This window comes from Salmonella sp. NW645 (genome assembly GCF_051703725.1).
Classification (GTDB): Bacteria; Pseudomonadota; Gammaproteobacteria; order Enterobacterales; family Enterobacteriaceae; genus Salmonella; species Salmonella enterica.
Map to the genome: position 1 here is coordinate 135,515 of NZ_JAMMKR010000001.1, position 19,425 is coordinate 154,939.

Below are 19,425 nucleotides of genomic sequence, written 5' to 3' on the forward strand. Positions count from 1 at the left end.
GGTTCCGATGATCCTGCACCCTTCACTGGCCTCCGCCGATCCGCTGCGCTATGCCGAGGCGTTGACCGCTTTACACGATGCGCCTCTCGGCTCGCTGCATCTGGATATCGAAGATACCAGTTTCATCAACAATATTACCTTCGGTATGAAAACCATTCAGGCAGTCGCACAACACACTCGCCATCCGCTCTCATTTCACCTGATGGTCTCATCACCGCAACGCTGGCTACCCTGGCTTGCAGCTATCCGCCCCAGCTGGATTTTCATTCATGCCGAAAGCGTGCAAAACCCCTCGGAGATTCTGGCGGATATTCGCGCTATCGGGGCGAAAGCAGGACTGGCGCTTAACCCGGCAACGCCGCTATTGCCTTATCGTTATCTGGCATTGCAACTGGATGCGCTGATGATCATGACCAGCGAACCCGACGGGCGCGGGCAGCAATTTATCGCCGCGATGTGTGAAAAAGTGAGTCAGAGCAGAGAGCATTTCCCTGCTGCGGAATGCTGGGCGGACGGCGGTATTACACTTCGCGCCGCACGGCTGCTTGCCGCCGCAGGCGCACAGCATCTGGTGATTGGCCGGGCGTTGTTCACGACGGCGAACTATGATGTGACGTTGTCACAATTCACCGCGCTATAAAGGAGTCATATGCTGATGAGCCAACAGCGCCCCGACCGTATCAAACAGATGTTGCATTACCTTTGGCAACACAGGCACCTCTCAACACAACAAGCTATTGAACTTTTTGGCTATGCAGAGGCAACCGTGCGCCGGGATTTTCACTATATCGCCAGCCGTTATCCCGGTATGGTTCGCGGCCATGGTTGTATTGACTTCGACGACAGTACGGAAGATAAAGAATATGTTTTCGACGTTAAGCGAACGTTACAAAGTGAGGCGAAACGCGAAATCGCCGCCCTCGCCCGCACGTTCATCAAAGATGGAGACTGCTTTTTTCTCGACTCCGGCTCCACCTGTCTGGAACTGGCAAAATGTCTGGTCGACGCCAAAGTAAAAGTCATTTGCAATGACATCAAAATCGCTAATGAACTGGGTGGCTTCCCACACGTAGAGAGTTACATTATCGGCGGACTGATTCGCCCCGGTTACTTTTCGGTGGGCGAGAGTCTGGCGCTGGAGATGATTAACGCCTTTGCCGTTGAACGCGCCTTTATCTCCTGCGATGCGCTGTCGATTGAAACGGGTATCACCAACGCTACCATGTTTGAAGTGGGCGTTAAAACGCGCATTATTCAGCGCTCACGCGAGGTCATATTGATGGCCGATCACTCAAAGTTTGATACTGTAGAACCCCATGCGGTGGCGACGCTGTCCTGTATTACTACCATTCTTAGCGACAGTGCGCTCCCGTCTGCTATCGCCCGACGTTATCAGCAGGCGGGATGCCGTCTCATCATGTCAGACCCCTCATCAGGAGCGTGTTAATGGACATCAGGCACATGAACAAAACCCATCTGGAGCACTGGCGCGGATTGCGAAAACAGCTCTGGCCTGGTCACCCGGATGACGCCCATCTGGCGGACGGCGAAGAAATTCTGCAAGCCGATCATCTGGCATCATTTATTGCGATGGCAGACGGGGTGGCGATTGGCTTTGCGGATGCCTCAATCCGCCACGATTATGTCAATGGCTGTGACAGTTCGCCCGTAGTTTTCCTTGAAGGTATTTTTGTTCTCCCCTCGTTCCGTCAACGCGGCGTAGCGAAACAATTGATTGCAGCGGTGCAACGATGGGGAACGAATAAAGGGTGTCGGGAAATGGCCTCTGATACCTCGCCGGAAAATACAATTTCCCAGAAAGTTCACCAGGCGTTAGGATTTGAGGAAACAGAGCGCGTCATTTTCTACCGGAAGCATTGTTGAGGGAAATCATACAGGAAAAGGTCGGGTATAGTACCCGACCTTTATATTACTGGGGCAGCTCTTTTTCAGTTAACAAGCGTGTCGTTTTCACTTGTTCAATATTCCTGGCACCACCCAACATCATGTTAATTGTCAGCTCTTTGTTTAGCTGTTCAATCACTGATGCCACACCCTGAGCGCCGCCAAGATTAAGACCGTATAATACAGGCCGGCCAACCGCCACAATATCCGCCCCGCTGGCTAACGCTTTGAATACGTGCGAACCACGGCGTACTCCGCTGTCAAAAATAACAGGCACTCGCTTGTTGACAACTTTTGCAATCGCAGGAAGCATATCGAATGAGGACGGCCCGCTGTCTAATTGACGACCACCATGATTAGAAACCCATATTCCTGCGGCCCCGGCCTGGATAGCAATTTCAGCATCCTCCGGCGACTGAATGCCTTTTACGATAACCGGCAGACCGGAAATACGATGTACATAGGCAATATCCTCCGGCGTAAAGGCTTGTTTAGCCTGCGCGTAAATTTCACTTATCCCTGCCCCTTTGCCGGTTTTTGAACCATCGTCATTTTTTCTGGCGAACATTTCCAGGTTTGCAAAGCCCAACGGGAACTGGAAGTTATTTTTAATATCTTCTTCCCGATAGCCACCGACAGGCGAATCTACGGTCAGAATAATCGCTTTAGCGCCATGCTTTACCGCTTGTGCAAGAATAAATTCGTTAAATTGATTATTCTTACTCATATAAAGCTGGAAGAAGAACGGATTTTTCCCGGAAACGTTAGCCACCTCTTCGATGGTCTTGTTGCCATAAGTACTCAACGAGAAAATCGAACCGACCTGCGCCATGCCTTTCGCCGTCGCCAACTCTCCGGAGGCGTGGGCCAGGCCCTGCGCTGCCATCGGTGCCTGGATTATAGGCGTTTTAAGCGGAATACCCAGTAGCTGCGTTGATAAATCGATCTCTTTTAACTCAATGCCCTGTAATACGCGCGGCATAATATATTTTTTGTCAAAGCTTTCGGTGTTGCTGCGAAGGTTATTCTCATCTTCGGCTCCACCGCGAATATAACCAAATGCCCCTTTCTCCATTCTGGCCTGAACGCGCGCTTCCAGAGAGGCTACGTTCGTCATTTTTATTGCTTTTTCGTCCGTGCTGGCTTTGTACTCTTCAGCATAAGCCAGGCCTGACGTTGCCAACATCGCCAGCGAGGCCACTACCCGAATGAGGTGATTAGTTTTCATCATCATTCCCTTTATTGCTTAACCGCTTCTGCCTGGATTTTTATATCGACAACTTTCGTCATCCCCATATCGACCAGATAATCTACCCCCCACTGGGTGCGATCTATTTGCGTGACAAAATCACCACCGCAAACCTGCGCCTTGAATATCGGGCTCATATAACAGCCAAACTTGGTGGTGGTTAAGGTGACGGGCTTAGTTACTCCCTTCATTGTTAGCAAACCGTCAATAGAGACTGGTTTATTATCGTCAAAATGCCATTTTGTCGATTTAAATACTATTTCTGGATATTTTTCCGCATCCAGAATATCGCTACTGCGAATATGGTTATCAAACGCATCCACCCCGGTATTTAAGGCGCTCACGGGAATCGTCACACGCATCTCTGCGACTTGCTTTTCCGGCTGATATTTCAGTTCGCCGCTAATAGCATAAAACCCGCCATGATTGGTTGAGGTCTGGAAATGATCGATATTAAATACCGCATTGGTATGCGTATTATCAAATTTATATACATCTGCATGAGCAGCACTTAATAAACCCAGAGACAGGAGAGCACCAAGAAAACTCTTTTTCATTATATTCACTTTATATCTTAAATAAGGTGAAGCTATCTTAATGTCCCCTGTCCGCAGGATCGAGAGGGATAAACAGGAAGGACTGTTGCAAAAATAGAACGATGGAAAGGCCGTGTCACAAAAACAGCGGCTCACGGATGAGTTTATGCCAGGGCAATTTCCGGAACCTGTACCGCCTTTGTGGCGGTACAGAAGGCAAACAGACTAACGCATGATACGATCGTCGACATAACGGCGCTTATCCGGCGCAGGCGGGAAATACTGATACAGCCAGGTTTCGCTGATAGCCTCCCCCTGGCAGCGCAGGAACATACGCATATCCACCGGTGCCGTAGAATCCGAGGTCGGATACCAGTCAAACTGGATACGATAACCGTCGAAAGGCTCTACGTAGAGGATCTCAATCTGCTTCGCCTCGCCACTGGAGAGCGTAATTACCGGCTCAATGCCTTTTGGCGCGGCCGCTTTCAGATCGCCGCCGACAAAATCAATAGCAAAACGGCGCGCCCATTTATCCGGGTAATGTTCGCCCGGCGCCCAACCTTCGGGAAAGCCGCCCATCCCTGTACGGGTCGCCATGACCCGCGCAAGCGGCGATTGTACCGGCGGCTGCGCGCTCCAGTACAAACGATAATTGAACGCCAGCGCATCCCCGGCTTTGATCGCTTTTTCCGGCTGCCAGAAACAGACCACATTATCCAGAGTTTCACCAGTGGTTGGGATCTCCATCAGGCTAACCGCGCCTTTCCCCCACTTACTGCGCGGCTCCACCCACAGGCTCGGACGTTTGTTGTACCAGCCCATCACATCCTGATAATGCGAGAAATCGCGATCGAGTTGCAGCAGGCCGAACCCTTTCGGGTTATCGTCCATATATGCATTGAACTGCAATTTCTGCGGATTATTCAGCGGGCGGCAAATCCACTCGCCGTTACCCCGCCACATCGCCAGCCGATCGGAGTCGTGAATTTGCGGATGAATGGTGTCGCATACCCGGCGTTCATTATTCCCACAGCTAAACATACTGGTCATCGGCGCAATGCCAAGTTGCTTAATATCTTTACGGGCGTAGAGATGGTTTTCTACATCCATGATCACCTGCGATTTTTCGCAATGGATCACAAATTTATACGCGCCCGTCACGCTGGCGCTGTCCAGCAGAGCGTAAACGGTAAACGTAGTATCGCCCGGCTTGGCGGTGTCAAACCAGAATGCGGTGAAGTCAGGGAACTCTTCCTGACCGTCAGTATAGGTATCTATCGCCAGCCCGCGAGCCGACAGGCCATACTGATAAGTATCATCTACCGCCCGGAAATAACTGGCGCCCAGGAAGGAGACGACATCGCGCCGCGCCAGTTCCGGCGCTTTAAAGACACGGAAACCGGCGAAACCGAGATCGCTCTGCCCTTCCAGTTGCGTCGTATCGACGCCGGCATCGTTGTATTTAAACAGTTCCGGGCGAAAATGAATCTCGCGAGCAAGATGCGTCGTCGTATCAACGGAAAACATGCGTACGCGACGACGAAAGCCCATCCCTACGTGGAAAAACTGAATATCGAGCTGCCGGTTGGCAACACCGTTCCAGAGTGAATGCGCCGCGTCATACTGAATGCTGTTATAGGCCTGCGGCGTCAGATTGGCGAGCGTATCCGGCAAGGGGCCCGGCGCGCCGCCCCAGGGCTTTTTCGCTAACGCCTGGGCCATTGATTGCAGACCAGCAAAATCAAAACGGACAATTTTACCATCCGCAATATCGGATTCTGCGGCAAACGCCGCCTGAGAAAAGAGTGAAGCAATACCGCTGGAACCGCACACGGCGGCCATTGCCATTGAACCTTTAATAAATCGTCTACGATTCATACCTGAAAATGAGTCCTTCTGGTCTTGTGAATGGTCCCGCGCTGGTTTTTTCAGCAGCAAGAATGTGCCCGTTTCTGACCGCTCACTCTAGACAAAATTCATTAATAATCCAATTGTTGGTCGCCTGGAAACTGTGCAAAAGCGTAAATATTTTATGTCGATAAGAACCGACCTAATCGGATGTAAACCTCACGCAGCATTCTTCAGGTTATGAAAAGTTTATTCCAGACTAACGTGATGTTTCATGACTCGTTTAAACAGCGCCAGACGCGCACGCATAAAGCGGTTTTCCACTTTAAAACCGGCAAGTTTGTTCAGCCCAATCCGCAACAGACGATCTCGCCCCCGAATGCTGGCGGGCCAGCGAACCGGGCCGTGCAGCACGTCGCGCGTGCGGCTGGCATGACGAGCGAAATTCACCCAGTAATCCGCCACCTGCGAGGCAAAGGCCAGGTCATTCTCATTCACATAATGGCATGTGGGCTCAGCCCGCGTTAACGTATCGAATACATACGGTATTTCATTGCCATGACAGGCACCATTCGCGTAGGTGTTATGCTCCGCTTCGGCGACATAATCAAACCAGTAACGCCAGCACGGTTCGCCGATCCGCTGCTGCGCTTGCATGACGACATAACCCAACGTGGTAAATACCATATCCCGACAGACCTGCCGCCCTAGTGCTTCGTCGCCTTTCACTCCAGTATAAAGCAGCCGGATTAACCCCAGGCCAACACGCCGCTCACGGCGCATTTTTTGAATTTGACCGGCAATATCGACGCCAAAAACTGCCAATACGCTGGCTTCATCGCTATTCGAGCCGATCATCACCGGTATGGGATGCTGTTTCGCCGCAAAGAAGGTTTCCAGCATCGGATGCGGCAGCACGACGTCGCCGGAAATCGGCGTCGGCGCAATTTTAAAAGGCTCGTCCAGCGGCCAAAACGTCTCTGCCGGTAAAGCGCGTAGCTGTTCGGCAGTGGCATTGGCTAAACCAAGATGTTCTGCCAGCGCAACGCCTTTTTTTAGCGCCACATCGCGGGGCGTATCCGGCAGCGTATAACCACTCTGAATAATCGCTTTATGAAAAAGCCCCTTCGCCAACGGCGAAGCCATCAACGACAGCACGCTGCGGGCGCCGGCGGATTCGCCAAATAACGTCACATTCTGCGTATCGCCGCCAAATGCGGCAATATTGTCCTGCACCCAACGCAGCGCAGCGATTTGATCGAGTAAAGCGAAATTATGAATACACTCCGCCTCTCCGCCTTCCAGCGCCGGATGCGCGAAAAAGCCCAGATGGCCAAGCCGATAATTGACCGTCACCACGATCGCGCCGCGCTTCGCCAGCGCATGTCCGTCATAGGGCGGCAAACTCCCCGCGCCAATGGTGTAACCGCCGCCGTGTAGCCAGACCATGACCGGCAACGGTTCATGACGTACGGCGGGAGCCCAGACGTTCAGATAGAGACAGTCTTCGGAAAAATTTCCCGGATCGCCGCCGCCGAGTTCGCGACACCAGGTAATATCCTGCCAACTGGCGCAGGAGAAACAATCCGCCTGGCGCACATCCTGCCAGGCTGTAACAGGCTGCGGCGCACGCCAGCGTAGCTCCCCTGTTGGCGGCGCGGCATAAGGTATACCGCGCCAGATATGGATTTCTTCCTGTACGACGCCCACGATTTTACCGTGACGCGTCTCCACCAGTGGGATGGAGGGATTCAACATAACGCCTTCCTTTTACAGTATCCTCACAGCCTGTGAAGCTTACCGCTTTTAAAGCAGACCGCAACGGCGTTTACTGCGTTCTTCCGCTTCCTGATATAACGAAAATTCATCCCGTACTGCACATCCCAGCGCCTGTTCAAAGGCGTCGCGGCTGGCATTGCCGTGGCTTCTGGCCAGCGTTTCATTTCCCAAATTCGACTGAAAAATGCCGGCTGCGCTGACCGGAAGAAAATCTTCATAGGTAATCGGCTGCGCGATCACCCAACCGCGCTCAATAAGCGGCTGCGGATCGTCGCCAGGATGGATCGCCTGACGATGCGCCTCGCCGGAAGGCGTTAAGCGATAGCGGAACCAGGCAAGCCCCTGCTGGCGAAGCAGAAATTCGCTATCCGGAAAGGCGTTAAAGACCTCCCGCAAATGGAGTTGATGCGTGAAGTTATCCTTACCCGTTCCCGCCTTGTGCAACAGTTCGTCATATAATCGACGACCTTTTGGCGTCAGCGCGACGCCACGTTGCTCAATTTCGCCGAAGCGCGCCGTGTGCGTACCCTGCTTTTCATCAACGAAGAGCACCTGCTCTTCCAGTGCTTTGAAACTGGTTTGCCGCAACAGAATAGGCACTTCGCGGCGAGGCGGACCTTCGATAAGAGTTTTAGGCGTAATGCCGCACTCCGGCATCATGGCCTGTACCCGGTCGATATCCAGAGTACGCGGCGTCAGATGGTTAATGTGACATCCCGGGAAACAGACCACGTCGGCAATTAAACGATGCTCACGATGCAGGCTGAGGTACGTTTCTTCATCAACGGTAGCCTGACGATGCCAGCGAAAAGTCTCCAGCGTTTCACGGACGAACTCTTCGGCCTGAGCAGCGCTAAAACCGCCCTGCTCGTCGTACTCATCCAGCAATTGTCGGCAGCGCGATGTAAAAATATCCCGCTGCGATAAGATTTCCGCCGCCCGCTGGCGTAATGCCGCGTTTTCAATGAGCTCCAGGCGTAATAGCGAAGTGAACATGCGAAAGGGATTACGCGAGAGCGAAGCCTCGTCAATGGGACGAAATGCCGTGGAGTGCACAGGCACGCCCGCCTGAGAGAGATCGTAATAACTTACTGGGTACATCCCCATGATGGCGAATATCCGACGCAAGGTAGAAAGTTCTTCTGCGGTGCCAACACGAATGGCGCCATGTCGTTCCACGTTCAATCGCGCCAGTTCATCGGCATTAGCCAACTGCTCATGCAGTTTGGGATTATTTTCCAGCACCGCCAGATTCACGTCAGCCACAAGTTCCAGTAACGTACCGTACTGCGGAACTTCCTGCTGGTACATTGCCGACATTGCCTGCGAAAAGTGTTCCCGAATCTCATCTGCCGTGATGGTGTTCGCCATAATGTCATGCCTCCAGTGAATGTTACCTGGAGTGTAGAAAACCTCATCCATTCCGGGGAGAAGAATTTATAAAGTGTGATCCGGTCTGAATTCATTATGCAGAACAGATTGACATGAGCTGGCGTATCCCCGACCAGATCGCGGCTTAACACGCTTAACGGCAGTTGAATCATCAGTAAAATAAAACAGTTGTAACTTGAAATGGTAAAATGTTAATAATATTTTGCTATCAGGTTATCAAAAACAAACAACTTTACTTGTCACCCGCACGGCTCTGTTTTTAACATCGCTTATGGAAAAAAATGGTCTGTTTAGTCAGCGCATTCGGTTGCGCCACCTTCATACATTTGTCGCCGTTGCGCAACAGGGAACGCTGGGGCGCGCGGCTGAAACCCTTAACCTGAGCCAGCCAGCGCTTTCTAAAACGCTGAACGAACTGGAACAACTCACCGGAACCCGTCTGTTCGAACGCGGGCGACTGGGCGCGCAATTAACGGTTCCTGGCGAACAATTTTTGACTCATGCGGTAAAAGTATTAGATGCATTGAATACCGCCGGGCAGGCGCTGAATCGCAAAGAGGACGCCAGCGCCGATGTGGTGCGTGTTGGCGCGCTCCCCACCGCTGCGCTGGGTATACTCCCGGCGGCTATTGGGCGGTTCCATCAACAGCAAAAATCGACCTCGTTACAGGTCGCGACCATGAACAATACGATGTTGCTTGCGGGTCTCAAGTCAGGCGAGATCGATCTGGGTATTGGCCGCATGTCAGACCCGGAATTAATGGGCGGTTTAAATTACGAACTGCTGTTTTTAGAATCGCTTAAATTAGTGGTACGCCCCGGCCATCCCCTGTTACAGGAGACGATCACGCTCAGTCGGGTTATGGAATGGCCGGTAGTCGTCTCGCCAAAAGGCACGGTACCGCGCCAGAATGCGGAAGCCCTGTTGCAAAGCCAGGGGTGTAAAATGCCTGCCGGATGTATCGAAACGCTATCCGCATCGTTATCACGACAACTTACCGTAGATTACGATTACGTCTGGTTCGTCCCCTCTGGCGCGGTTAAAGAAGATCTTCGCCAGGCAACGCTGGTCTCATTACCCGTGCCGACCCAGAGCGCGGGCGAACCGATAGGTATTCTTACGCGAGTTGATATCCCGCTCTCAACCGGGGCGCAAATGCTGATTGCGGCGATCCGTAAATCGATGCCGCTGTGATAGCGGCTGTCGGACATTAACCGCGCCCGCGGCTAAAATAGCCCGCTGGCGCGACGCTCATTAAAGGAAGGATGATCGCATCGTCGCGCCAGTATCCTGTAAATGAAACGCATCAACGGCTTGCGTCAAGCGGGCGGCCTGTTCTTCAAGCGAAGCCGCCGCCGCGGACGCCTCTTCGACCAGCGACGCGTTTTGTTGCGTAACCTTGTCCATCTCAGAAATCGCCTGACTGACCTGAACAATACCGCGACTTTGCTCATCAGAGGCTGCCGCGATATCGAGCATAATATCGGTGACGCGTTTGACGGCATCCACAATCTCATTCATGGTGCTCCCCGCAGCGATAACCTCTTCAGATCCTTGTTCAATCAGGCTGACCGATGCGCCGATCAAGCCTTCAATCTCTTTTGCCGCCTGCGCGCTGCGACTGGCGAGGGTACGAACCTCACTGGCGACCACCGCAAAACCGCGTCCTTGTTCCCCGGCACGTGCCGCCTCGACCGCCGCGTTCAGCGCCAGTATGTTGGTCTGGAAAGCGATACTGTTAATGACGGCGGTAATTTCCGAGATTTTTTTCGAGCTGGTGGAAATATTCCCCATCGTTTGTACGACCCCGGAAACCATCTGGCCTCCGCGACTGGCTTTACCGGAAGCATCTTCCGCTAGTTTGCTGGCGTGATGCGCATTATCCGCATTCTGTTTAACGGTTGCCGTCAACTGTTCCATACTGGCCGCAGTTTGTTCAATGGCGGCAGCCTGCTGTTCAGTACGAGAAGATAAATCCGTATTACCGGCAGTAATTTCGCTGGTGCCTCGATAAATTTCCTCCGCCCCCTGACGCACCGCCCCTACCGTTTGTTGCAACGCATGCTGCATCTGCTGAAGATGATGACTCAGACGACCAATTTCACTGCGTCCTGTGGGCTCGTCAGCCATGGTCAGATCGCCCGCCGCAATGCGTTCGATACGTGACGCAGACTGCTGCAAGGGTTGTATCACCGTGCGACGCAGCACCATGAAGGTCATTAACGTCAATACCAGCGCCAACGTAAATGCGCCAATCATAAACATCATACCGAGCCGGGTACGTTGGTAAGCCTGCTCGCTAAGTAGTCTCGCCCGCTCGGTGCGCAGTTCAATCGCTTTCAACAGGACATGGTTATATGCGGCATCCAGTTGTTTTGCCTGCTCGTTTTCATGATTAATGATCGCTTCGAACATGCCATTTTTGGCAAATTTCAGCATCGGTTGCAGGCCGTTGATATAGGCGGTGTAACGGGCGTTTAACTTGTTATCCAATGCATCATCGGCGGGTGTTTTCACCGCTCTGGACATATAAGCGTTAAAGCCGTCCTGAGACTGCTTGATCCGCGTTTCCGCAGCGGCAATATTGGCTTTCATTTCATCCATTTCAGCAATCCGGCTCGCCGCGCCAGCGTGGATCATATTGATACGTGCGGTACGTAAGTGGTTAGCGCTGTTGGATAATCCCATCCGTACCTGAATCTCGTCCGTGACATCACGCTGATCGCGATCGGCCTGTAACAGAAAATAGCCTGCCAGCCCGGCGCTCAAAGCAAAAAGAAGAAGGATGCCACCGAGAATGGAGGAAAACAGCGGAACCAGCCGAATATGATGCAGGAAGCCCAGTTTATGCGAGGCTTGCATCGAGAATGTGTTGCCCATGACCGTCGACTCTCTTGTAGGTTTTATGCGTAAAACACGCCCGTTAGATAGTCATCGGCACTTCATGACGTTTGCTTACCGCGAAAAGCATCGCCTTCGTCACATTTTCACAACATTCATTCCAGAAAATTCAGAAAAGCGCCAGCGGAAAATCCGCTGGCGGATGAATCAGTTATCGCCAAAGTGGATAACAGTACGGATGGATTTACCCTGATGCATCAGTTCAAAGGCATCGTTAATCTGCTCCAGCGGCAGGCGGTGAGTAATAAAAGGATCTAAACGGATTTTACCGTTCATCGCATCTTCGACCATCCCTGGCAGCTGCGTGCGCCCTTTCACGCCGCCAAAAGCGGAGCCACGCCAGACGCGACCAGTCACTAGCTGGAAGGGACGGGTTTTGATTTCCTGCCCTGCCCCCGCTACGCCAATAATAATGCTTTCGCCCCAGCCTTTATGACAACATTCCAGCGCCGCTCGCATCACGTTAACGTTGCCGATACATTCAAAACTGAAATCTACGCCGCCATCAGTAAGCTCAACAATAACGTCTTGGATCGGTTTGTCGTAATCATTCGGATTAATAAAGTCCGTGGCCCCCATTTCGCCCGCCAGCGTAAATTTTTCCGGATTCGTGTCGATAGCTAAAATACGCCCGGCTTTAGCCTGAACCGCGCCCTGAATAACCGCCAGCCCAATACCGCCTAGACCAAAAACGGCAACGGTGTCGCCCGCTTTCACTTTAGCGGTGTTATGGACGGCGCCAATACCAGTCGTCACGCCGCAGCCCAACAGACACACTTTATCCAGCGGCGCCTGCGGGTTCACTTTCGCCAGAGAAATTTCCGCGCAAACGGTATATTCGCTGAACGTGCTGGTTCCCATATAGTGATAAACGGGTTCGCCGTTATAAGAAAAGCGGGTAGTGCCATCCGGCATCAGCCCTTTTCCCTGAGTGGCGCGTACGGCCTGACAAAGGTTAGTTTTACCGGACTTACAGAACTTACACTCGCCGCATTCCGCCGTATACAGTGGAATAACATGGTCGCCGGGTTTCAGGCTGGTGACCCCCTCGCCGACCTCGACTACCACGCCGCCGCCTTCGTGACCCAGGACTGCCGGGAATACGCCTTCCGGATCATCGCCGGAAAGGGTAAAAGCATCGGTATGGCAAACGCCGGTATGGGTGATTTTGACCAGAACTTCGCCTTTTTTCGGCGGCGCAACGTCAATCTCGACAATTTTTAGCGGCTGACCGGGACCAAAAGCAACTGCTGCACGTGATTTCATATATCTCTTCCTGTTACGGTGAGGGAAATTGTTATTTTAGATAAGCGCGAAGAAGATGGCCGATTTCCGCCATCCGAACCGCGCGCTGATCTGGCGTAGTTTCCCCGCTGACCAGCTCATCTTTCAGATGGATCTCAACTATTTCACTCATCAGGCCATTAGAAGCGCCGCGCACGGCGGCAATTTGTTGCAGAATAGCCAGACAAGGTTCGCCAGACTCAAGCGCCCGCTCCAGCGCTTCAACCTGCCCGCGTATGCGACGAACGCGGGTAAGGATACGTTTTTTATCTTCAGGTGAATGCGGCATTCGACCTCCATATACTATAGGGGGGTATACTATCAGAATTTAATGTTTATGTAATTGTAAAATTACACACAATATAAAAATCAATCGCTTATAACTTACCGGCATAGGTCATCAAGAATCAGTTCACATTCAGCATATTCAGCTTACGGGAACTTTTTCTGGCCACAGACAATAAACGCCAAAGCTTCCTTTCTAAGCTGCAATGTTCTGCCCGACTGGGGCACAGAGGTAATGCCGTGTGAATCCAGTCCCATTACCCAGAAGTAAATATTTGCTCAATAGTTTTTACTTACTCACCAGGTGGTAATGAATAAAGGTTATGATATGCAGATGTCAGTCTTGTAAGAACGTAACATCACAACTGCAATACACCGCCGACGGGTAGCGAAAATATCTCAACCCTGTGTCTTTCCAGACTTAGTTAATAGTGGACAAAAAATCAAATGAGCGTTATTTGAAAGATTTTTAATACCCAAAAGCGTCATCATTATTGTTAATTTGAAATCAATCTCAGGTAATAATCCATGCCTATTTCGATTTGTAAACATGGTGCTCCTTTTGTTGTTCAACATGAAAATCGGTACGGTTCCGGTGCAAGTCAGTCATCATCACTTTTCAAATCAATCCGCCATATTAGCAACTCTCATGAGGCAATAAACTTTATAAGTTGCTATAGTGCAAATGGAAGCTGTTTTTCCAATGCACAGATGCTAGCCAATGCCTCAGGGAGCCATGTTATAGGCTACTTTGGGAAAATAAATAAGTTAACAGCCAATCTGGATAATAGCGGTCGTATATTCCGCCCACAGCATAAGCTTGCGGCCAGGATTTGTTATGTAGGTAATCGGCTTCTGAGCGGTCCAATTCAACTTGGGTTTGGCCTGAAACATCTGCTAAACTGCCACTCAGATGGTAATGTCAGATAAAGTGTCATGCCATGCCCTTCCCGGCATTGCTATTCCACAGCCTACAGATATGGGCGCTCAGTTCTTTCTCTAATCTCTGCTATGGGAAGCTCTGGCGTCATTTCACGCTCTTGCCAGCCAGTATTTTATTAAAGTCTGACTTTTACCAGGGTAATTTCATAAGAGTGTCCATCTTCTGGTCTAAAAATAATAAATCTATTGTTATTTTTAGTAAAGGATTTCGACAAAATAAAACTATCATGATACCTGGCCAGGACGTAGTACCAGCCTCCATCATACAATATCATTTCGTATTCTTTCTTTAATTGTGGCTTATAGATCCCAACAAAAAAAGAAAATATAAAAAAATATATAATAAAACCAATCATAACTATAGTGAAACAATGTCTTCGCACCCAACTGAGTTGCGTAAAACAAATCACTGGCATCAATTTACTATAAAAACGCATCCCCACCGATAGGCATAAAGCCACCAGTAAAATGATAAAAAAAAGCTCCCACAAAAACGATTCTGTTAAGAGAGAAAACTCGATAACAATTGGAATAAAGAACAAAACCGCTGCCAAAAAAAGGCGTAAGAAGCTAAGGTCGTGAATACGTGCTTTTTGCTTTACTAAAAAAAATAATAGAATACCCACTCCCCACGCTATTATGAATATAGCCATCAGGCTAATCGCATGGAATAGACTTCGGGCAATGTTGTCAGGGCCGACGCCTACATACCACCACGGGAAACCATAGTACGCGGAGACGCCCCAGCCATAAAAATAGGCGCTCCCCCATCCCAGACCACCTAAATAGGCCAAAAGCATTGAAGAGTTTTTAATAATTGAATCATCACTCATTATAGTTAACTCACTTAAGAAATATTTAATATGAAAATAGAAATCAACACGTTATATAAAACACCACCCCCTTGGAAATAATAGCTTGATGATAAGCTTACCTAATTTTCCTGAGTATCAAGCCAGCTCATACCCACGCCAGCACACTAAAATCAGGAGTGGCTACTTTTTTTAGAGGTTTGCCTTAACCAGACGCACAGTCAATAATGATAGCAGTCAGATAATATGTACCCGGCATTAACCTCACGTTGTTGATGATATATTTACTTCGTTGAAAAATAATAAATATTGCATGTGTTTTTTTGGCGGCGACAAACTGTTAAAGAAGCGCAATTCTATATACACCATTTACCTGATTACTTTTCTTGCTAATATTTGTTAATTAATGTTTTGCTAAAGCGTGATTAATTAGTAAGGAGGACACTATGCCATTGAGTGTTGGACAGGGTTATTTCACATCATCTATCAGTGCTGAAAGATTTAATGTGATAAAAGAAAGCGCACGCCCTCCGGAATTAAGTTTATGGGAGAAAATCAAAGCATATTTCTTCACCACTTACCATGCAGAGGCGCTCGAATGTATCTTTAAACTTTACCACTATCAGGAACTGAATCTAACACCGGTACAGGTTCGCGGAGCCTACATCAAACTTCGAGCCTTAGCGTCTCAGGGATGTAAAGAACAGTTTATTATAGAATCACAGGAACACGCCGATAAGTTGATTATTAAAGATGATAATGGTGAAAATATTTTATCTATTGAGGTTGAATGTCATCCGGAAGCTTTTGGTCTTGCCAAAGAAATCAATAGATTACATCCCAAGCCAAAAAATATTTCTTTAGGTGATATTACCAGACTGGTATTTTTTGGCGACAGTTTATCTGACTCCATGGGGCGTATGTTTGAAAAAACACATCATATCTTACCCTCCTATGGTCAATACTTTGGCGGAAGGTTTACTAATGGATTTACCTGGACTGAGTTTTTATCATCTCCACACTTCTTAGGTAAAGAGATGCTTAATTTTGCTGAAGGGGGAAGTACATCGGCAAGGTATTCCTGCTTTAATTGCCTCGGTGACTTTGTATCAAATACGGACAGACAAGTCGCATCTTACACCCCTTCTCACCAGGACCTGGCGATATTTTTATTGGGGGCTAATGACTATATGACACTACACAAAGATAATGTAATGATGGTCGTTGAGCAACAAATTGATGATATTGAAAAAATAATTTCCGGTGGAGTTAATAATGTTTTAGTCATGGGGATTCCCGATTTGTCTTTGACGCCCTATGGCAAACATTCTGATGAAAAAAGAAAACTTAAGGATGAAAGCACCGCTCACAATGCCCTGCTAAAAACTAATGTTGAAGAATTAAAAGAAAAATATCCCCAGCACAAAATATGCTATTACGAGACTGCCGATGCATTTAAGATGATAATGGAGGTGGCCAGTAATATTGGTTATGATACGGAAAACCCTTATACTCACCACGGCTATGTACATGTTCCCGGGGCTAAAGACCCTCAGCTGGATATATGTCCGCAATACGTCTTCAATGACTTTGTCCATCCAACCCAGGAAGTCCATCATTGTTTTGCCACAATGTTAGAAAGTTTTATAGCTCATCATTATTCCACTGAATAATGTTCCATCGGCTGCGGTACGCCTTGAGCAAAACACCGCTCAATATCATAGTGCCGGTGGCATGAAAATATGAGGTTGTCTTTGCTGCCGGTTGGTCAATAAGTGATCCATACTCTATGTTCAGTAGGACAAAAATGGATAGAGTCGATAGATCGCCACCGTAACTACAATACTCACTATCACACTGACGATAAAGTATGTTTTGAATGGCTGCTTTTGCGTTTTATGACGGAAGAGTTGTTGACCAACAATCGCACCAGGCCACCCACCGACAACCCCAAACACCAACAAAGTGGATTCCGGCACTCTGCGCCAGGTTTTACGTGCCGCCGTTTTGTCTATACCGTAGATCGCCAGCGTTAGCACGTTGGCGAGCAGGAACCACATCGCGACGGGATGCGATGTAAAAATGCTTCCGACCGCAGCGGAGATCAGGAGTAAATAACAAAAGCGGTTAAGATACATATTATTATGTCATAGCAATGATTAGGGACATCGGAGCCCATTATACGCGATACATGCGCCTATGTGATGTAGAATTTTCTTTTCATTCAGCCAACGAGTCATCGAGTCATCGAGTCATCGAGGATTCATTTTTAATTACCATGGTAATCATAAGGTAATTAACGTGTTGTGAACACGATTAAAATGGGTAAAGCCACCAAAAATGTTACCACCTTAACCATTGCCAGGATAACTTAATGAAGAGCCCTCTTTATTGCTGTTTGTTATCCGGTTGGCAGTCTCAGTTTTGGATTTATTTATCGTATTTATATTTATTACATAAGATGTACGATGTTAATTTGAGAATTTTATCTCGACAACCGCATATATTAAGATATTTCTGAATTAAGATTATTGTCGATTAAAACAAGTTAACGTTTTGATAAACATAACAACATCGTCAGAACTCCTGATTTGTTGTCGTTTGTTCATAGGATAAATAATTTATATGCTTGCAAATATAGATAGCACGCAAATCAAATTAGCTCAGAAAATGTATTTGACAAGCAAAGATAAGTCTTTATATTGGCCCTGGATAGAGTGGCAAGATGATACTTAGAGACATTAAATACACCGTCACTGAAGCATTTATCTGCTTATCATGTAAATATGTATGCGTAAATGGAGCATAAACTATGTCCAGTATACTAATGTCTATGGTATTTTTACATTTTCACCTTTCATGGGGTCGCTGCACTCATATCCAGTTGATATCTCATGGTATATTCAATCCATTCCCTTTGATGATTCCTGTCAAACCTCCTGATTAAATTAGTTAACAGCGATGGAATACATAACGTTAAGTACTTTACGCCTGCAAATGTCAGGTTCACGCCCTAATGCTTAATTTATAATACACATTACCTTACTACAGGAAATAGATAGCATGTTATTCAAAAAAATTGGCTTATCGATGATAGTGTTGGGAATAATGTCGTCTTCAGCTTTTGCTGATAGCATCGTTGAAGGGAAAACACTCAATGTCGCAGTATCACCGGCCTCTCCCCCTATGTTATTTAAAAGTGCTGATGGCAAATTGCAGGGGATAGATCTGGAGCTTTTTTCGTCTTACTGTCAGTCACGGCATTGTAAGCTAAACATCACCGAATATGCCTGGGATGGAATGCTTGGCGCAGTGGCGAGTGGTCAGGCAGATGTCGCATTTTCGGGAATTTCAATCACAGATAAACGTAAGAAAGTTATTGATTTTTCTGAACCTTATTACATCAACTCTTTTTATCTGGTCAGTATGGCCAATCATAAAATAACGCTCAATAACCTCAATGAATTAAATCAATATTCTATTGGATACCCTCGAGGAATGGCTTACTCCGACCTTATCAAAAACGATCTGGAGCCCAAAGGATACTACTCGTTAAGTAAAGTAAAATTGTATCCAACATATAATGAGACGATGGCTGATCTAAAAAATGGCAATCTTGATCTGGCTTTTATAGAAGAGCCGGTTTATTTTACCTTCAAAAATAAGAAAAAGATGCCGATAGAAAGCCGTTATGTTTTCAAGAATGTTGATCAGCTTGGCATTGCCTTTAAGAAAGGCTCTCCCGTGCGCGATGATTTCAACTTATGGCTTAAAGAGCAAGGGCCACAAAAAATATCTGACATCGTCGATAACTGGATGAAATAGTAAGCTATGTCATCAGGTAATATGCTGGCTATCTTTTATTTCCTATTGGAAGGGATTGGTAATACGCTGCTTGTAACCTTTACCTGTTTTCTCTCAGCGTTTTTTACCGGGCTTACAGTCGCCGTATTACGGCGACTATCCCCCCTTCCACTACAGAAGATACTCGACGCAATGGTCTTTATTCTTCGGGGAATTCCAATACTTATTGCTGTTTTTCTTGTTTATTTTGGATTGCCATCGATTGGCATATATGTTTCACCTCTGGTAGCCATGAACCTCAGCGTCGGCTTAATCAGCGGGAGTTATCTTGCCGAGGTGTTCAGAGGGGCGCTTAAATTAGTTGAGCCATTCGAAATCACGGTAGCGAAAGTAGCAGGAATGCGTCAATTACAGATTATATTAAATATTGAGTTGCCACAGATGTTGCGATTTTCTGTGCCCGGTATTATCAATGAGTTTTCTTCTGTATTAAAAGCGACGCCCTTTGCTTATACTGTAGGTATCGCTGAAATAACGAAGCAGGCAATGTCACTGACAGCCATCACGCTGAACGGGTTACAGATCTATACTCTTGCCGGGGTATTATATTTCATTATTTATAAAATTTTTACTCTTCTGGCCGGAGTGTTTGAGAAAAAATATCGCATCAGTTGAAGCATAAAA

The 19,425-nt window shown here is 48.2% G+C and carries 18 protein-coding genes; 8 read left to right on the forward strand and 10 right to left on the reverse strand.

All coding sequences use genetic code 11. The annotated features are described in order from the left end of the window. The first annotated feature begins 7 nt into the window (after window positions 1–7). The 3 genes from NA389_RS00650 to aac(6') are packed head-to-tail and all read left to right on the forward strand — an operon-like array spanning window position 8 to window position 1,884. The gene (locus tag NA389_RS00650) at window positions 8–640 is read left to right on the forward strand and encodes a ribulose-phosphate 3 epimerase family protein (protein ID WP_000600605.1); all 633 of its coding nucleotides are present in this window, start codon (window positions 8–10) and stop codon (window positions 638–640) included. Window positions 641–655: 15 nt separating this feature from the next. Further along, window positions 656–1,447: a DeoR/GlpR family DNA-binding transcription regulator gene (locus tag NA389_RS00655; RefSeq protein ID WP_024134423.1), complete on the forward strand. Its 792-nt coding sequence runs from the start codon at window positions 656–658 to the stop codon at window positions 1,445–1,447. Continuing rightward, window positions 1,447–1,884 (forward strand): cryptic aminoglycoside N-acetyltransferase AAC(6')-Iy/Iaa, encoded by a 438-nt coding sequence (aac(6'), locus tag NA389_RS00660; RefSeq protein WP_000354600.1) that lies wholly within the window; start codon window positions 1,447–1,449, stop codon window positions 1,882–1,884. The genes NA389_RS00655 and aac(6') overlap by 1 nt, the downstream gene beginning before the upstream one ends. A gap of 46 nt (window positions 1,885–1,930) precedes the next feature. Here aac(6') and NA389_RS00665 read toward each other — a convergent pair whose 3' ends face one another. From NA389_RS00665 to hglS, 5 genes are all read right to left on the reverse strand, one after another. Continuing rightward, window positions 1,931–3,133, reverse strand: a complete 1,203-nt coding sequence (locus NA389_RS00665) for a lactate oxidase (RefSeq protein ID WP_000856051.1) — start codon at window positions 3,131–3,133, stop codon at window positions 1,931–1,933. Between the two features lie 11 nt (window positions 3,134–3,144). Continuing rightward, a complete protein-coding gene (locus NA389_RS00670; RefSeq protein WP_001024309.1) occupies window positions 3,145–3,720 on the reverse strand; it encodes a YceI family protein in 576 nt (191 codons plus the stop codon). A gap of 195 nt (window positions 3,721–3,915) precedes the next feature. Then, entirely contained in the window at window positions 3,916–5,571 is a 1,656-nt protein-coding gene (locus NA389_RS00675; protein ID WP_001081945.1) for a glucan biosynthesis protein D, read from the reverse strand. Window positions 5,572–5,790: 219 nt separating this feature from the next. Next, window positions 5,791–7,299 (reverse strand): carboxylesterase/lipase family protein, encoded by a 1,509-nt coding sequence (locus tag NA389_RS00680; RefSeq protein WP_000933993.1) that lies wholly within the window; start codon window positions 7,297–7,299, stop codon window positions 5,791–5,793. 48 nt (window positions 7,300–7,347) lie between these two features. After that, window positions 7,348–8,691, reverse strand: a complete 1,344-nt coding sequence (gene hglS, locus NA389_RS00685) for a 2-oxoadipate dioxygenase/decarboxylase HglS (RefSeq protein WP_000024089.1) — start codon at window positions 8,689–8,691, stop codon at window positions 7,348–7,350. A gap of 292 nt (window positions 8,692–8,983) precedes the next feature. On the opposite strand from hglS, the gene NA389_RS00690 reads away from it, so the two are divergent. Then, complete coding sequence (locus tag NA389_RS00690; protein ID WP_000414259.1) at window positions 8,984–9,907, forward strand: LysR substrate-binding domain-containing protein; 924 nt, start codon at window positions 8,984–8,986, stop codon at window positions 9,905–9,907. A gap of 60 nt (window positions 9,908–9,967) precedes the next feature. Here the strand turns inward: NA389_RS00690 and NA389_RS00695 are convergent, their stop codons facing one another. From NA389_RS00695 to NA389_RS00705, 3 genes are all read right to left on the reverse strand, one after another. Then, window positions 9,968–11,593, reverse strand: coding sequence for a methyl-accepting chemotaxis protein (locus tag NA389_RS00695; RefSeq protein ID WP_000528491.1), 1,626 nt, complete (start codon window positions 11,591–11,593; stop codon window positions 9,968–9,970). Between the two features lie 168 nt (window positions 11,594–11,761). Further along, on the reverse strand, window positions 11,762–12,880 hold the full coding sequence (locus NA389_RS00700) for an S-(hydroxymethyl)glutathione dehydrogenase/class III alcohol dehydrogenase (protein WP_000842137.1): 1,119 nt from the start codon (window positions 12,878–12,880) through the stop codon (window positions 11,762–11,764). Between the two features lie 31 nt (window positions 12,881–12,911). Beyond that, complete coding sequence (locus NA389_RS00705) at window positions 12,912–13,187, reverse strand: metal/formaldehyde-sensitive transcriptional repressor (protein WP_001120768.1); 276 nt, start codon at window positions 13,185–13,187, stop codon at window positions 12,912–12,914. Between the two features lie 524 nt (window positions 13,188–13,711). Here NA389_RS00705 and NA389_RS00710 point away from each other — a divergent pair. Next, window positions 13,712–14,113 (forward strand): effector protein, encoded by a 402-nt coding sequence (locus NA389_RS00710; protein ID WP_077905956.1) that lies wholly within the window; start codon window positions 13,712–13,714, stop codon window positions 14,111–14,113. 128 nt (window positions 14,114–14,241) lie between these two features. Here the strand turns inward: NA389_RS00710 and NA389_RS00715 are convergent, their stop codons facing one another. Then, on the reverse strand, window positions 14,242–14,958 hold the full coding sequence (locus tag NA389_RS00715) for a hypothetical protein (RefSeq protein ID WP_001527697.1): 717 nt from the start codon (window positions 14,956–14,958) through the stop codon (window positions 14,242–14,244). Between the two features lie 425 nt (window positions 14,959–15,383). Here NA389_RS00715 and sseJ point away from each other — a divergent pair, with 425 nt between their 5' ends. Next, the gene (gene sseJ, locus NA389_RS00720; RefSeq protein WP_001131419.1) at window positions 15,384–16,610 is read left to right on the forward strand and encodes an SPI-2 type III secretion system effector SseJ; all 1,227 of its coding nucleotides are present in this window, start codon (window positions 15,384–15,386) and stop codon (window positions 16,608–16,610) included. 120 nt (window positions 16,611–16,730) lie between these two features. On the opposite strand, the gene NA389_RS00725 is transcribed toward sseJ, so the two are convergent. Then, complete coding sequence (locus NA389_RS00725; RefSeq protein ID WP_000281190.1) at window positions 16,731–17,075, reverse strand: DUF1294 domain-containing protein; 345 nt, start codon at window positions 17,073–17,075, stop codon at window positions 16,731–16,733. A 925-nt stretch (window positions 17,076–18,000) separates the two neighbouring features. On the opposite strand from NA389_RS00725, the gene NA389_RS00730 reads away from it, so the two are divergent. After that, a complete protein-coding gene (locus tag NA389_RS00730) occupies window positions 18,001–18,762 on the forward strand; it encodes a transporter substrate-binding domain-containing protein (protein WP_000897695.1) in 762 nt (253 codons plus the stop codon). Between the two features lie 6 nt (window positions 18,763–18,768). After that, complete coding sequence (locus NA389_RS00735; RefSeq protein WP_000094442.1) at window positions 18,769–19,416, forward strand: amino acid ABC transporter permease; 648 nt, start codon at window positions 18,769–18,771, stop codon at window positions 19,414–19,416. The last annotated feature ends 9 nt before the right edge of the window (window positions 19,417–19,425 follow it).